We start from the raw sequence: 15180 nt of genomic DNA, 5'->3' as shown, positions 1-15180 counted from the left end.
CGATCAACCGGCCAGCACGTTGTTCAGCGTCTTGATCAGGGTGTCTTCATCGACCGGTTTGGTCAGGTAATCCCTGGCGCCCTGGCGCGTGCCCCAGACCTTGTCGGTTTCCTGGTCCTTGGTGGTGATGATGATCACCGGGATGTGCCCGGTTTCCGGGTCCTTGGTCAACTGGCGGGTTGCCTGGAAACCGTTCAGGCCAGGCATGACGATGTCCATCAGCACCGCGTCGGGCTTTTCCTGGCGGGCAAGCGCTACGCCGTCGGCGCCGTTCTCGGCTTTCAACACTTCGTGACCGTGTTTTTCCAGCATGCCGGTCAATTTGTACATTTCAGTCGGCGAATCATCGACGATCAGAATACGTGCCATGGTTTTCCCCATTTTTCTTGTCGACGCCGGGCCCGCTGGCCAAGCGTCACTGCATGTCCTGTTGCGGCAATACGGCGGCGAAGCCCGGAACATGGGCCTGGATCGCGCTCAGCAATTCGTCCTTGCTGAATGGCTTGGTCAAAAACTGATCAGAACCGACAATGCGCCCCTTGGCTTTGTCGAAAAGCCCGTCCTTGGAGGACAGCATGATCACAGGTGTGGACTTGAACGCGTGATTGTTCTTGATCAGGGCGCAGGTCTGATAGCCATCCAGACGCGGCATCATGATGTCCACAAAGATGATGCCTGGATGATTGTCGGCAATCTTGGCCAGGGCATCAAAACCGTCGATGGCCGTAATGACCTCACACCCCACGTTCTTGAGCAGCGTTTCGGCGGTGCGGCGAATCGTCTTCGAATCGTCGATCACCATGACCTTCAAGGCGCTGGAATGCTGATCCATAAATGCTCTACCGTCGCCTTTGCGAATCATTTTGTCCGTTTTCGGACCTTCGGTGGCTCGAAACCCTTGATAAGCAAGGGTCCGTACGACATGGCAGCCTTTTTAGCACAGTCTCCAAACGCAATCTATCGGCCAGCCTGCTCGATGGTTTTTCCTTGACCGGGGACACACTCGGCGCCAATCTGACGCCACTTTTTACGCCGATCTTCTGATCTTCTGTAGGAGCGAGCATGCTCGCGATGGTCGCCAACGATAACGCTGGCAGCCTGACACCCCGCGGTGTTTTCCAGTCCATCGCGAGCATGCTCGCTCCTACAGGTCATCAACAGCCCCCATTTTTTGAGGAATGACCCATGAGCGTTCGCGTCGGGATTGTCATGGACCCTATCGCCAGCATCTCCTATAAGAAGGATAGCTCGCTGGCCATGCTGTTGGCCGCGCAGAAACGCGGCTGGGAACTGTTCTATATGGAACAGCGCGACCTCTATCAGCTCGAGGGCCAGGCGCGGGCGCGCATGCGTCCACTGAAAGTGTTTGCCAACCCGGAAAAATGGTTCGAACTGGAGTCCGAGCAAGACGCCCTGCTCAGCGACCTCGACGTGATCCTGATGCGCAAGGATCCGCCGTTCGACATGGAATTCGTCTATTGCACCTACTTGCTGGAACAGGCCGAGAGCGCCGGCGTGCTGGTGGTCAACAAGCCGCAAAGCCTGCGTGACTGCAATGAAAAGCTGTTCGCCACGCTGTTCCCGCAGTGCACGCCGCCGACCGTGGTGAGCCGCCGCGCCGACGTATTGCGTGAATTCGCCGCCAAACATGGCGATGTGATTCTCAAGCCGCTGGACGGCATGGGTGGCACCTCGATCTTCCGTCACCGCGCAGGCGATCCGAACCTGTCGGTGATCCTGGAGACCCTGACCTCCCTGGGCAACCAGCAGATCATGGGCCAGGCGTACCTGCCGGCGATCAAGGACGGCGACAAACGCATCCTGATGATCGACGGCGAGCCTGTGGACTACTGCCTGGCGCGGATCCCGGCCGCTGGCGAAACCCGTGGGAACCTGGCGGCCGGTGGTCGTGGCGAAGCCCGTCCGCTCAGCGAGAAAGATCGCTGGATTGCCGCGCAAGTCGGCCCGACCCTGCGCGCCAAAGGTTTGCTGTTCGTGGGCCTGGACGTGATCGGCGAGCACCTGACCGAGATCAACGTCACCAGTCCGACCTGCATTCGTGAGATCGATAATGCCTTCGGCACCGACATCGGCGGCATGCTGATGGAGGCCATTGAGAAGAAGCTGCAAGCTGCAAGCTGCGAGCCGCAAGCGTAAAGAGCAGCGACAGCTTGTCGCTTGCACCTTGAAGCTTGCAGCTAAAAACCACCATTGCGTTATCATGCCCGCCCCATGAAAACGCTATGGTGGTTTTTTTTGCCATGACACTTCCGTCCGATCTCCCCGCTGAACTCGCCCATCGTGGCGTGCGCCCGGCCGATCGCCTCGGATTTACCCTGTTTCTGGCGGCGTTGATTCACCTGGCGTTGTTACTGGGCGTCGGCTTCACCATGGTCGAGCCCCAGCAGATCAGCAAGACCCTGGAAATCACCCTCGCCACCTTCAAGAGTGAAAAGAAGCCGCAAAAGGCCGATTTTCTCGCTCAGGAAAACCAGGAAGGCAGCGGCACCCTGGACAAAAAGGCGATCCCCAAGACCACCGAGGTCGCACCGTTCCAGGACAACAAGGTGCAGAAGGTCACCCCGCCGCCGGCAGCCAAGCCACAAGTCCAGGAAACTGCGCCCAAGGCCGCCGTCACCACCGTCGCGCCGAAGCCGAAAAAAGCAGCAGCCAAGACCGAAGAACCCAAACCCGTCACCAAGCCTGCAGTGGCCGCACCGACATTTGACAGTGAACAACTGTCCAGCGACATCGCCAGCCTGGAAGCGGAGCTGGCCCAGGAACAACAGCTCTACGCCAAGCGCCCGCGCATCCACCGCCTGAGCGCCGCCTCGACCATGCGCGACAAGGGCGCCTGGTACAAGGATGAATGGCGCAAGAAGGTCGAGCGTATCGGCAACCTCAATTATCCCGACGAAGCCCGGCGCAAACAGATCTACGGCAACCTGCGACTGATGGTCTCGATCAACCGCGACGGCTCGCTGTATGAAGTGCTGGTGCTCGAATCCTCCGGGCAACCGCTGCTGGACCAGGCCGCCCAGCGCATTGTCAGGCTGGCCGCACCGTTCGCACCGTTCACCGGCGACCTGTCGGACATCGACCGCCTGGAAATCATCCGCACCTGGAAATTCGCCCGTGGGGATCGCCTGTCCAGCAACTGATCGCTGCTCCCCTGCCTCCTACAGTTGAGGGTGAATTCGTTTTACGGTGCATCCCCAGCTTGTCAGTTCGCCCCCCGAACGCCACACTAGCGCTCATGAAAAATGTCAGCCCCAGCTACCTCAAGCATCACTTCCTGATCGCCATGCCACATATGGCCGACCCGAACTTTGCGCACACCTTGACCTATATCGTCGAGCACACGGCCAACGGTGCCATGGGGCTGGTGGTCAACCGCCCGCAAGAGCTGAACCTGGCCGACATTCTCGAACAACTTCGCCCAGACATCGAACCGCCGGCGCTGTGCCAGCATGTACCGATTTTCATCGGTGGCCCGGTGCAGACCGATCGCGGTTTTGTCCTGCACCCCTCGGGGCAGAAATACCAGGCGACCGTCGATCTGGAAGGCGAGCTCTCGCTGTCCACCTCCCAGGACGTGCTGTTTGCCATCGCTGACGGCGTCGGTCCCGCCAGGAGCCTGATCACCCTGGGCTACGCCGGCTGGGAAGCGGGGCAACTGGAATCGGAGCTTGCGCAAAACGCCTGGCTGACCTGCCCGTACGACGCAGACATCCTGTTCAACACCAGCAGCGAACTGCGCCTGGACGCCGCGGCCAAACATCTGGGCATCAACCTCAGCCTGCTCACCAGCCAGGCGGGGCACGCCTGATGGCTTTGCGCCTGATCCTGGGTTTCGACTACGGCACCAAACAGATCGGCGTGGCAGTCGGCCAGGTCGTGACCGGCCAAGCCCGCGAGCTGTGCACGTTGAAGGCACAAAATGGCATTCCCGACTGGAACCAGGTCGAAGCCCTCATCAAAGAGTGGAAGCCCGACGCCGTGGTGGTCGGCCTGCCGCTGAACATGGATGGCACGCCGAGCGACATGTGCGCCCGCGCAGAAAAATTCGCCCGGCGACTCAATGGCCGTTTCAACCTGCCCTTCTATACCCATGACGAACGCCTGACCACGTTCGAGGCCAAGGGCGAACGCCTGGCGCGTGGTGGGCAAAAAGGCAGTTACCGTGACAACCCCGTTGACGCCATTGCCGCCGCCCTGCTGTTGCAGGGTTGGCTCGACGAAAACGGCGAGCTGTTCGACACCTGATGCATTCAACCCGGAAGAGCCGCCTAGCGGCTCTTTTAGTGATAACCCGAACCCATCAAGCTTCAGCGGTCTCGGGCCCAAGAAGGAGCAACCATGAGCCTGCCAAATCCCGCCGAACTGATCAGCCAGATGGCGATCCGTCTCAAGGCACACCTGGAACACCGGGGCATCAGCGAACCGCGCTACATCGGTATCCGTACCGGCGGCGTGTGGGTGGCCCAGGCCCTGCTCAAAGAGCTGGGCAGTGAAGAACCGCTCGGCACGCTCGACGTTTCCTTCTACCGCGACGACTTCAGCCAGAACGGCCTGCACCCGCAAGTGCGTCCTTCGGCGCTGCCCTTCGAAATCGAAGGCCAGGACCTGGTGTTGATCGACGATGTGCTGATGAGTGGCCGCACCATCCGCGCGGCGATGAACGAACTGTTCGACTACGGTCGCCCGGCCAGCGTGACACTGGTCTGCCTGCTGGACCTGGACGCTGGCGAGCTGCCTATCCGCCCGAACGTGCTCGGCGCCACCCTGACGCTTGCCGCCCATGAGAGGGTGAAACTGTCCGGGCCGGAACTTCAGCTCGAGCTGCAAGACCTCGCCCTTTAATCCGCCCTATTGAGAGTCCCCCTCGCGATGACGCCTCTAGACACCAAGCGCCCGCTGCAGCTCAATGATCAGGGCCAGCTGCGCCACTTCCTCTCGCTCGACGGCTTGCGCCGCGAGCTGCTGACGGAAATCCTCGACACTGCCGACTCGTTCCTCGAAGTCGGTGCCCGGGCGGTCAAGAAAGTCCCGCTGCTACGCGGCAAGACCGTGTGCAACGTGTTCTTCGAGAACTCCACCCGCACCCGCACCACCTTCGAACTGGCCGCCCAACGCCTCTCCGCCGACGTGATCACCCTGAACGTGTCCACTTCGTCGGCAAGCAAGGGCGAAACGCTGCTCGATACACTGCGCAACCTTGAAGCCATGGCCGCCGACATGTTCGTCGTGCGCCACGGTGATTCCGGTGCCGCGCACTTCATCGCCGAGCATGTGTGCCCACAGGTGGCGATCATCAATGGCGGCGACGGCCGGCATGCGCACCCGACCCAGGGCATGCTCGACATGCTGACGATCCGCCGGCACAAGGGCAGTTTCGAAAACCTGTCGGTAGCCATCGTTGGCGACATCCTGCACTCGCGGGTGGCGCGCTCGAACATGCTGGCGCTCAAAACCCTCGGTTGCCCCGACATCCGCGTGATCGCACCGAAAACCCTGCTGCCGATCGGCATCGAACAGTACGGCGTGAAGGTCTATACCGACATGGCCGAAGGCCTCAAAGACGTCGATGTGGTCATCATGCTGCGCCTGCAACGCGAACGCATGGCCGGTGGCCTGCTGCCGAGCGAAGGCGAGTTCTACCGCCTGTTCGGCCTGACCACCGCACGCCTGGCCGGCGCCAAGCCGGACTGCATCGTGATGCATCCGGGCCCGATCAACCGCGGGGTGGAAATCGAGTCGGCGGTAGCCGATGGACCGCACTCGGTGATTCTCAACCAGGTGACCTACGGCATCGCCATTCGCATGGCAGTGCTGTCCATGGCCATGAGCGGGCAGACTGCGCAGCGCCAATTCGAACAGGAGAACGCCCAGTGAAGCTCAGCATTCTCGGCGCCCGCGTCATCGATCCAGCCAGCGGCCTGGATCAAGTTACCGATATCCATATCGAAGCCTGCAAGATCGTCGCCCTCGGCGCCGCACCCGCCGGTTTCGTGGCCGTCGAGTCCATCGATGCCAAGGGCCTGGTGGCCGCCCCTGGGCTGGTCGACCTGAACGTCGCCCTGCGTGAACCGGGCTACAGCCGCAAAGGCTCGATTGTCAGCGAAACGCGCGCAGCCGCTGCCGGCGGCGTGACCAGCCTGTGCTGCCCGCCGAAGACAAAACCGGTGCTGGACACCTCCGCCGTGGCCGAATTGATCCTCGACCGCGCCCGCGAGGCCGGCAACACCAAGGTCTTCCCGATTGGCGCCTTGAGCAAGGGCCTGGACGGCGAACAGCTCGCCGAGCTCGTGGCATTGCGCGATGCCGGTTGCGTGGCATTTGGCAACGGCCTGGAGAGTTTCCGCAATACCCGCACCCTGTGCCGGGCGCTGGAATACGCGGCGACTTTCGACCTGACCGTGATTTTCAACTCACAGGACCATGACCTGGCCGAAGGTGGTCTGGCCCATGAAGGTCCGACGGCCAGCTTCCTCGGCTTGCCGGGCATCCCGGAAACCGCCGAAACCGTCGCCCTGGCCCGCGACCTGCTGCTGGTCGAGCAAAGCGGCGTGCGCGCGCACTTCAGCCAACTGACCAGCGCCCGCGGTGTGGCCCTGATTGCCCAGGCCCAGGCCCGCGGCCTGCCGGTGACCGCCGATGTCGCCCTGTATCAGTTGATCCTGACCGACGAGGCTCTGATCGACTTCAGCAGCCTCTATCACGTCCAGCCGCCGCTGCGCACCCGCGCCGACCGCGACGGCCTGCGCGAGGCGGTGAAGTCGGGGGTGGTTTCGGCGATCTCCAGTCATCACCAACCCCACGAGCGCGACGCCAAACTCGCACCTTTCGGCGCGACCGAACCAGGCATCAGCAGCGTCGAACTGCTGCTGCCGCTGGCGATGACACTGGTGGACGATGGTCTGCTGGACCTGCCGACGCTGCTGGCGCGCCTGAGTGCCGGCCCTGCCGAAGCATTGCGCCTGCCGGCCGGCAAACTGACGGTGGGTGGCGCCGCCGACATCGTGCTATTCGACCCGACGGCTTCGACCGTGGCCGGTGAGCGCTGGTTGTCCAAGGGCGAGAACTGCCCGTTCATCGGACACAGCTTGCCGGGCGTGGTGCGTTACACCCTGGTGGATGGGCGGATCAGTCACCAAGCGTAATATACTGCATAGGGGGCACCAGATTGCCCCCTCATGCGGTAAACATCCACGAACATAACTCACTTCAAAGACACCAGGCACTTACCCTCCACCCGAATTGACGCGCGTTTAAATCAGATACGACACGCACATTCCTCGTCAGAAATTTCTGCCAAGCCTATAAGCTTTTATAAAGCTTTGCGTACGAAACATTCTGTAATCGCTCCTAGTTTGATACTCCCTTCCTCCTTATCCGATCCAACCTACAGAACTACAGGACTCTGTCAGCCTGTTTATCAATTAAAATTCAAAAAGCATGGAGAAACGTCAATGGAGGAAAATCGATGAACTGGACGTATCCATTAGTCACCTTCGCAACCGCTGCGGTCGCGATCGCCATGATAATAAAAAACCATGCAGACTCTACATATAACACTAGTCAGGACTCCGCCATCATTCCGATAGCCTCAGTATTTATTGTATTTTTCATACTCATCGGCACCCACTTCACCCAACGACTCCTTAATAAAATATCTCCGACTTCGAAAACTGGAAAAGCTTTTCAAATAGCCTTATTAACTTTCACCCCTGCAGCATCTTTCATCCTGACTGTTGTCAGCGCTATCTATTGGCTCACACCAAACCATATGGCCATTTCATTTTTTTACAGCTTGAATGCAATTTTTTTAATCGCCCACCAGATGGTTAATCTTAAAATCCGCCCACATTAAAAACCCATATAATTTTGAAAGCGACATAAACATACCGGAAACATCGCCGAAACCCACAGTGCATATCTTTTAAATCAGGAAATATACTGCCCCGCGAGCTGAACAATCTTTCACGCTTATCGGAATTAGCCTACAGAGATATTGGATCCGACAGTCAGTTACTCTTTTACTATCAATCAGGCCAAGAAACCCGATTGAGCTCTGCACCACAGGGCAAAGGAGTAACAATGAAATATGAGCTGACATTACCCCCAATCGACACCCGCGGTGAATTCGGTGGACTCACCCTGGATGAAAACTTCAAGTGGGAGAAACCCGCCACCGCGCAGTGGGATGATCCTTCAACGGCCACGATCACCACTGACGGTTTCAGCTATTCGCTCCCGCTGGCCAAGGGTCCGGTCATTTCCTCCGGCGACATGGACAGGTTTCTGGTGTGGCTGGAAATGAAAAGCACCCTCGACGCTTTCAGTTATGAATTGAAACTGGCAAACAGGGCAATCAAGTACGGTGACGCCATCGGCGCCATACAGGAACTGTGGGAAATCACTGAATGCGATGACTACCTGCTCAATAGTTGCCCGACCGTGACCCACGCCTATTTCAAACATAAGCTGGTCAACTTCAGCCTGGCCGATGCCTTCGCAGCGCAGAAATACATGAGCCCGGAGGAGGCCCTGGCGCAGGCTTCGGCAAGCGGTTACAGCACCCGCTACGAGAAAATCACCGGCGAACTCTCAGGGGGCACGTTCAGCCCGGTCAAGGCATTCGCTCATTACTTGTGGGGTAATGGCGAAAGCCTTAGCGTCAACATCAACAACATTGAACTGAATCTCAAGGCTGCGGATATCCCGTCACTGACGGACGCCATCGCCAACAACGCTGAGGCTGGCAGCTACCGTTTTAGTGAACAAGCGTTCGTCTACGACACGTTCGACAGCAGTCGGGTAACCGGTACCTATCTGGGCAAGATCACCTTGAAAGCCGAAGGGAGTTTTATCCGTCATGCAGATGCCAGTTGGGAACTCACTGCGGTTGTGAGCGCCCTCCCGAAAAAATTCGATTCCATCGCCGGCAACAGGGCCCCTGTACTGGAGATCCTGACCACCGCTGGCAGAATGTTTGACGGACACACCTATGAAATTGAAATAACGGGCGAGCATCGCATCAGCCTGTACGGCGAGACCCCGGACTGAAAACGTTGATCTGCCCCCATCCGGCTGTTACAGGGTTTGGCGCCCTGTATCAGCAAGGGTTATTGGAAGGTGCCCCTGTTCTGCGCGTTACGCACCGATACCTGATCATTAAGCGTCCAGAAGTCATACAGCACCCCCAGGAAGAACAACCCACCCGTTACCAGGTACACCAAGCCGCTGATCCACTTCCCCTGGTACATCCGGTGCACGCCGAACACCCCGAGGAATGTCAGCAAAATCCACGCGACGTTGTATTCGATGGGCCCCGAGGTAAAACGCAGGTCCGCTTCACGATCCATGGCCGGGATCAGGAACACGTCGATCAGCCAGCCAATCCCCAGCAGTCCGAACGTGAAAAACCAGATCGTCCCGGTCACCGGCTTGCCGTAATAAAAGCGGTGCGCGCCGGTAAAACCGAAAATCCACAGCAGGTAGCCGACCACCTTGCTATGGGTGTCGTGATGCGAAACGGGCTGTTGATAGGTGTTCATGGATGACCTCAATTCACACGATAGATAAATATTCTTTAAATCTTTGTGACTTTTTTACGAGTCCCCGACGGATGGCAGGTGCAGACTTCTATGGCTTCAAACCCTTATAGCAGCGGACTTCTGTCGGACAATTGCGTCTTTTTGCCGCTCATTTGGTTCCCTTAGAACCTGGCGGAATCGACCAACGGCCTCGGGAAGCCAAAAAAAGCTGTTATAAAGTTTCGCGCTAATCCATACGAGCCTTGCCTAATGCGTCCATTTTTCAAGACATGGCTAACCATTTGCCTATTATTGCCACTGGCCGCCCACGCCACCAATCGTGAGCAACGTCTTCCGAACGTTAATGGTTACACCCCAAAATCCCATGCTTCTGCTCCCGCGAGCAAAAGCAAGAAATCGGTCAAAGCAGCTCCACAGCTCAGCAGCAAAAGCGGCCTGGTCCCACCGATGGGTACCAAGGAAAGCAGCAACGTGCTGAGCCGTGCCGTAAACGTCCTGGGTACGCCTTACCGTTGGGGCGGCAGCAGCCCAAGTAAAGGCTTCGATTGCAGCGGCCTGGTGAAATACGCATTCAACGATGCCACTTTCGACCTGCCACGCACCTCGAACGCCATGGCCAGCGGTCATGGCGAGAAAGTCGATCGCAAGGACCTGAAACCGGGCGACTTGATTTTCTTCAACATCAAGAGCCGTCGAGTCAATCACGTTGCCATCTACCTGGGCAACGACCGCTTCATCCACGCACCGCGTCGTGGCAAGTCTGTGACCATCGATACGCTGAAGAAGCCGTATTGGGAGCAGCACTACGTTGTTGCCAAGCGGGTTCTGCCGAAAGAGAAGAGCGGCCTGCAGGTGGTTCAGCGGTGATCTGATGCATCGCCATCGCGAGCAGGCTCGCACAGAGGATTTGTGTCGATCACGATCCAGCGTGGGAGCGAGCCTGCTCGCGAGATGTACCTTGAAAGCCCCTCATTCCCTCAAAAATTATCCGGCGACCGCGCCTTCTCCCGCGCATGATCGCGAGTGATCAGGCCCTTGGTCACCAGTTCCTTCAAGCACATATCCAGGGTCTGCATGCCCAGGCTCCCGCCCGTCTGGATCGACGAATACATCTGCGCGACCTTGTCCTCGCGAATCAGATTACGGATCGCCGACGTGCCCAGCATGATTTCATGTGCCGCAATGCGCCCACCGCCGACTTTCTTGACCAGCGTTTGCGAGACGACCGCCAGCAGGGACTCTGACAGCATCGAGCGCACCATCGACTTCTCATCCCCCGGAAATACGTCCACCACACGGTCAATGGTTTTTGCCGCCGACGTAGTGTGCAGGGTGCCGAACACCAGGTGACCGGTTTCCGCCGCCGTCAGCGCCAGTCGAATGGTTTCCAGGTCACGCATCTCACCCACCAGGATCACGTCCGGGTCTTCCCGCAGCGCCGAGCGCAAGGCGGTGGCGAAACTGCGGGTATCACGGTGGACTTCGCGCTGATTGATCAGGCATTTGCGCGATTCGTGGACGAATTCGATCGGATCTTCGATGGTCAGGATGTGGTGATGTCGATTGTTGTTGAGGTAATCGATCATAGCCGCCAGGGTCGTGGACTTGCCCGAACCGGTCGGCCCGGTCACCAGCACCAGGCCTCGGGGCGATTCGGTGATCCGGCGAAACACCTCGCCCATGCCCAGGTCGTCCATGCTCAGGACCTTTGATGGAATGGTCCGAAACACCGCCCCCGCCCCCCGGTTCTGATTGAATGCATTGACCCTGAAGCGCGCAACACCGGGCACGTCAAAGGAAAAGTCGGTTTCCAGGTGCTTCTCGAACTCCATGCGCTGGGTGTCATTCATGATGTCGTAGACCAGAGCCTGAACCTCCTTGTGATCCAGGGCCGGCAGGTTGATGCGCCGCACGTCGCCATCAACGCGAATCATCGGCGGCAGCCCGGCAGACAGGTGCAGGTCGGACGCGCCTTGTTTGGCGCTGAACGCCAGCAGCTCAGTGATATCCATAGCACTCCTCAATTCCAGTAGAATGCCGCCAACCTCAGACCGCTGGCGCCTCTTGAATGTCCACGATAGCAGACAACATTGCCCTGGTTAGTTCACGCATCCGGGCTGCCGCCCTCGCCGCCCACCGCGACGAGCACAGCGTGCAGCTGTTGGCAGTGAGCAAGACCAAGCCTGCACACGATCTGCGTGAAGCGTACGCCGCAGGCCTGCGCGATTTTGGTGAGAACTACCTGCAGGAAGCCTTGAGCAAACAGCTCGAATTGGCCGACCTGCCCTTGATCTGGCACTTCATCGGCCCCATTCAGTCGAACAAGACTCGCGCTATTGCCGAACACTTCGCCTGGGTGCACTCCGTGGATCGTCTGAAAATTGCACAACGCCTGTCCGAGCAACGTCCGGCGGATCTGCCGCCCCTGAACATCTGTATCCAGGTCAATGTCAGCGGTGAAGCCAGCAAGTCCGGCTGCACCCCGGCCGACCTTCCCGCACTGGCCCAAGCCATCAGCGAACTGCCGCGCCTCAAGTTGCGCGGGTTGATGGCCATCCCCGAGCCGACGGAAGATCGCGCCGCCCAGGACGCCGCATTTGCTGCCGTGAACAGCCTGCAAGCCAGCCTTCAACTGCCACTCGACACCTTGTCCATGGGCATGAGCCATGACCTCGAGTCGGCCATCGCCCAAGGCGCCACCTGGGTCCGCATCGGTACGGCCCTGTTCGGCGCCCGCGACTATCCACACATGCAAGGCCAGCCCTGAACAATGGCTGACACCTCTTTTTATAAGGACCTGACATGAGCAAGACTCGCATTGCCTTCATCGGTGCCGGCAACATGGCGGCCAGCCTGATCGGCGGCCTGCGCGCCAAGGGTCTGGACGCCGCGCAGATCCGCGCCAGCGATCCAGGCGCTGAAACCCGCGCCAAAGTGAGCGCCGAACACGGCATTGAAACCTTCGCCGACAACGCAGAGGCCATTCAGGGCGCGGACGTGGTCGTGCTGGCCGTCAAGCCGCAAGCCATGAAAGCCGTGTGCGAAGCCCTTCGCCCAAGCCTTGCGCCGACCCAACTGGTGGTGTCCATCGCGGCCGGCATCACCTGCGCCAGCATGAACAATTGGCTGGGCGCACAGCCGATCGTGCGCTGCATGCCCAACACCCCGGCATTGTTGCGCCAGGGCGTGAGCGGCCTGTTCGCCACCCCCCAAGTCACCGGCGAGCAACGCCAGCAGGCGCAAGAGCTGCTGTCGGCCGTGGGCATCGCCCTGTGGCTGGATGAGGAGTTGCAACTCGACGCGGTCACCGCCGTTTCCGGCTCCGGTCCGGCGTATTTCTTCCTGCTGATCGAAGCCATGACCGCCGCCGGGGTGAAACTCGGCCTGCCTGCCGACATCGCCGCCCAACTGACCCTGCAAACCGCACTGGGTGCTGCGCACATGGCGGTGTCCAGTGATGTGGACGCTGCCGAATTGCGCCGCCGTGTAACATCGCCAGCCGGCACCACAGAAGCTGCAATCAAATCGTTCCAGGCGGGTGGCTTCGAAGCCCTGGTCGAAAAAGCATTGGGCGCAGCAAAGCACCGCTCGGCCGAGATGGCCGAACAACTGGGTCAATAAGGAGCCTGACATGATTGGATTGAACACCGCAGCGGTCTACGTGCTGCAAACCCTGGGCAGCCTGTACCTGCTGATCGTGCTGCTGCGTTTTGTGCTGCAACTGGTGCGCGCCAACTTCTACAACCCGCTGTGCCAGTTCGTCGTCAAGGCCACCCAGCCACTGCTCAAACCACTGCGCCGGATCATTCCGAGCCTGTTTGGCCTGGACATGTCCTCGCTGGTGCTGGCGATCCTTGTGCAGATGGCACTGATGGCCCTGACCCTGCTGCTGACCTACGGCACCACCGGTAACCCGCTGCAATTGCTGATATGGTCGCTCATCGGCGTGACCGCGCTATTCCTGAAGATCTTCTTCTTTGCACTGATCATCAGCGTGATCCTGTCGTGGGTCGCCCCGGGTAGCCATAACCCTGGCGCCGAACTGGTCAACCAGATCTGCGAGCCGGCCCTGGCGCCATTTCGCCGCATCCTGCCAAGCATGGGCGGCCTGGACATCTCGCCGATCCTCGCCTTCATGGTGCTCAAGCTGATCGACATGCTGGTGATCAACAACCTGGCGGCCATGACCATGATGCCGGAGATTTTGCGTCTGTTGATCTGATGGATCGCTGATCGCCAGCAAGCTGGCTCCTACAGGGGAATGCATGCTTCCTGTAGGAGCCAGCTTGCTGGCGATGGGTGTATCAGACACCGCAGGCATTCAGGCATCCAGCGTTATCGTTGACGACCATCGCGACGGTTCGACGTTTCGACGTGCTCGCTCCTACAGGGGGCTACCCCTGGGTTTACCTTCGCTTGCCGCTAACCCCATCGGTCTTTAGACTTACGCCTCATTTAACCGAGAGCAGGGTCGATGCCAGCTGCCTTTCCCCCCGATTCTGTTGGTCTGGTGACGCCGCAAGTGGCGCACTTCAGCGAACCCCTGGCCCTGGCCTGTGGCCGTTCGCTGGCCGCCTATGACCTGATTTACGAGACCTACGGCACGCTGAACGCCACGGCGAGCAACGCCGTACTGATCTGTCACGCTCTGTCGGGCCATCATCACGCCGCCGGCTACCACAGCCCCGACGACCGCAAGCCTGGCTGGTGGGACAGTTGCATCGGCCCCGGCAAGCCAATCGACACTAACAAATTCTTCGTGGTCAGCCTGAACAACCTCGGCGGTTGCAACGGCTCCACGGGTCCGAGCAGCCTCAACCCGGAAACCGGCAAGCCATTCGGCGCCGACTTCCCGGTGCTGACCGTGGAAGACTGGGTGCACAGCCAGGCACGCCTGGCCGACTCGCTTGGCGTGGCGCAGTGGGCAGCCGTGATCGGCGGCAGCCTCGGCGGCATGCAGGCCTTGCAGTGGACCATCACTTACCCGGACCGCGTGCGACACTGCCTGGCAATCGCCTCGGCGCCCAAGCTGTCGGCACAGAACATCGCGTTCAACGAAGTGGCACGTCAGGCGATCCTGACCGATCCCGAATTCCACGGCGGCTCGTTCCAGGAGGCCGGTGTGATCCCCAAGCGCGGCCTGATGCTGGCGCGGATGGTCGGTCATATCACCTACCTGTCCGATGACTCCATGGGCGAAAAATTCGGCCGAGGCCTCAAGAGCGAAAAGCTCAACTACGACTTCCACAGCGTCGAGTTCCAGGTCGAAAGCTACTTGCGTTACCAGGGCGAGGAGTTCTCCGGACGTTTCGACGCCAACACCTACCTGTTGATGACCAAGGCGCTGGACTACTTCGACCCGGCCGCCAACTTCAACGATGACCTGGCGAAAACCTTCGCCAATGCCACCGCCAAATTCTGCGTGATGTCGTTCACCACCGACTGGCGCTTCTCCCCAGCCCGGTCGCGGGAACTGGTGGACGCGCTGATGGCGGCCAGGAAAGACGTCTGCTATCTCGAGATCGACGCTCCGCAAGGCCACGACGCCTTCCTGATTCCGATCCCGCGCTATTTACAGGCGTTCGGCAACTACATGAACCGTATTGCGTTGTGAGAAAGC

The 15180-nt window shown here is 59.5% G+C and carries 18 protein-coding genes; 14 read left to right on the top strand and 4 right to left on the bottom strand.

The features are described from left to right. Positions 1-3 precede the first annotated feature (3 nt). Both pilH and pilG read right to left on the bottom strand, forming a co-directional pair. On the bottom strand, positions 4-369 hold the full coding sequence (gene pilH, locus AB4N64_RS26690; RefSeq protein ID WP_007987790.1) for a twitching motility response regulator PilH: 366 nt from the start codon (positions 367-369) through the stop codon (positions 4-6). Positions 370-415: 46 nt separating this feature from the next. Next, positions 416-832 carry a twitching motility response regulator PilG gene (gene pilG, locus AB4N64_RS26685; protein WP_460120052.1) on the bottom strand — a complete coding sequence of 139 codons (417 nt, stop codon included), beginning with the start codon at positions 830-832 and terminating at the stop codon, positions 416-418. A gap of 353 nt (positions 833-1185) precedes the next feature. Here pilG and gshB point away from each other — a divergent pair, with 353 nt between their 5' ends. From gshB to AB4N64_RS26640, 9 genes are all read left to right on the top strand, one after another. Continuing rightward, positions 1186-2157: a glutathione synthase gene (gshB, locus tag AB4N64_RS26680; protein ID WP_460120050.1), complete on the top strand. Its 972-nt coding sequence runs from the start codon at positions 1186-1188 to the stop codon at positions 2155-2157. A 104-nt stretch (positions 2158-2261) separates the two neighbouring features. Continuing rightward, positions 2262-3161, top strand: a complete 900-nt coding sequence (locus tag AB4N64_RS26675) for a TonB family protein (RefSeq protein ID WP_460120048.1) — start codon at positions 2262-2264, stop codon at positions 3159-3161. 95 nt (positions 3162-3256) lie between these two features. Continuing rightward, positions 3257-3829: a YqgE/AlgH family protein gene (locus AB4N64_RS26670; RefSeq protein ID WP_460120046.1), complete on the top strand. Its 573-nt coding sequence runs from the start codon at positions 3257-3259 to the stop codon at positions 3827-3829. Continuing rightward, the gene (gene ruvX, locus AB4N64_RS26665) at positions 3829-4266 is read left to right on the top strand and encodes a Holliday junction resolvase RuvX (protein ID WP_371050549.1); all 438 of its coding nucleotides are present in this window, start codon (positions 3829-3831) and stop codon (positions 4264-4266) included. Before AB4N64_RS26670 ends, ruvX begins: the two co-directional genes overlap by 1 nt. A gap of 93 nt (positions 4267-4359) precedes the next feature. Next, positions 4360-4863, top strand: coding sequence for a bifunctional pyr operon transcriptional regulator/uracil phosphoribosyltransferase PyrR (pyrR, locus tag AB4N64_RS26660; RefSeq protein ID WP_460120044.1), 504 nt, complete (start codon positions 4360-4362; stop codon positions 4861-4863). A gap of 27 nt (positions 4864-4890) precedes the next feature. Continuing rightward, positions 4891-5895, top strand: coding sequence for an aspartate carbamoyltransferase catalytic subunit (locus AB4N64_RS26655; RefSeq protein ID WP_460120042.1), 1005 nt, complete (start codon positions 4891-4893; stop codon positions 5893-5895). After that, positions 5892-7163: a dihydroorotase gene (locus AB4N64_RS26650; RefSeq protein WP_460120040.1), complete on the top strand. Its 1272-nt coding sequence runs from the start codon at positions 5892-5894 to the stop codon at positions 7161-7163. Before AB4N64_RS26655 ends, AB4N64_RS26650 begins: the two co-directional genes overlap by 4 nt. A gap of 323 nt (positions 7164-7486) precedes the next feature. Continuing rightward, a complete protein-coding gene (locus AB4N64_RS26645) occupies positions 7487-7873 on the top strand; it encodes a hypothetical protein (protein ID WP_460120038.1) in 387 nt (128 codons plus the stop codon). Positions 7874-8100: 227 nt separating this feature from the next. Continuing rightward, on the top strand, positions 8101-9069 hold the full coding sequence (locus AB4N64_RS26640) for a lipid II-degrading bacteriocin (RefSeq protein WP_460120036.1): 969 nt from the start codon (positions 8101-8103) through the stop codon (positions 9067-9069). Between the two features lie 59 nt (positions 9070-9128). On the opposite strand, the gene AB4N64_RS26635 is transcribed toward AB4N64_RS26640, so the two are convergent. Beyond that, the gene (locus AB4N64_RS26635) at positions 9129-9560 is read right to left on the bottom strand and encodes an NINE protein (protein WP_460120034.1); all 432 of its coding nucleotides are present in this window, start codon (positions 9558-9560) and stop codon (positions 9129-9131) included. A 249-nt stretch (positions 9561-9809) separates the two neighbouring features. Here AB4N64_RS26635 and AB4N64_RS26630 point away from each other — a divergent pair, with 249 nt between their 5' ends. Further along, positions 9810-10427 (top strand): C40 family peptidase, encoded by a 618-nt coding sequence (locus AB4N64_RS26630; protein ID WP_460120032.1) that lies wholly within the window; start codon positions 9810-9812, stop codon positions 10425-10427. A 110-nt stretch (positions 10428-10537) separates the two neighbouring features. Here the strand turns inward: AB4N64_RS26630 and AB4N64_RS26625 are convergent, their stop codons facing one another. Beyond that, entirely contained in the window at positions 10538-11572 is a 1035-nt protein-coding gene (locus tag AB4N64_RS26625; protein ID WP_460120030.1) for a type IV pilus twitching motility protein PilT, read from the bottom strand. Positions 11573-11628: 56 nt separating this feature from the next. On the opposite strand from AB4N64_RS26625, the gene AB4N64_RS26620 reads away from it, so the two are divergent. The 4 genes from AB4N64_RS26620 (at position 11629) to metX (ending at position 15174) form a co-directional block, all read left to right on the top strand. After that, on the top strand, positions 11629-12327 hold the full coding sequence (locus AB4N64_RS26620) for a YggS family pyridoxal phosphate-dependent enzyme (RefSeq protein WP_460120028.1): 699 nt from the start codon (positions 11629-11631) through the stop codon (positions 12325-12327). A 35-nt stretch (positions 12328-12362) separates the two neighbouring features. Continuing rightward, the gene (gene proC / locus AB4N64_RS26615) at positions 12363-13181 is read left to right on the top strand and encodes a pyrroline-5-carboxylate reductase (RefSeq protein ID WP_460120026.1); all 819 of its coding nucleotides are present in this window, start codon (positions 12363-12365) and stop codon (positions 13179-13181) included. Between the two features lie 10 nt (positions 13182-13191). Next, the gene (locus tag AB4N64_RS26610) at positions 13192-13782 is read left to right on the top strand and encodes a YggT family protein (RefSeq protein WP_460120024.1); all 591 of its coding nucleotides are present in this window, start codon (positions 13192-13194) and stop codon (positions 13780-13782) included. Between the two features lie 252 nt (positions 13783-14034). Beyond that, a complete protein-coding gene (metX, locus tag AB4N64_RS26605; RefSeq protein WP_460120022.1) occupies positions 14035-15174 on the top strand; it encodes a homoserine O-succinyltransferase MetX in 1140 nt (379 codons plus the stop codon). The last annotated feature ends 6 nt before the right edge of the window (positions 15175-15180 follow it).

The organism is Pseudomonas sp. S2_C03, from assembly GCF_054668405.1.
Note: the sequence above shows the minus strand (reverse complement) of the source record. Positions and strands in the feature narration are given on the sequence as shown.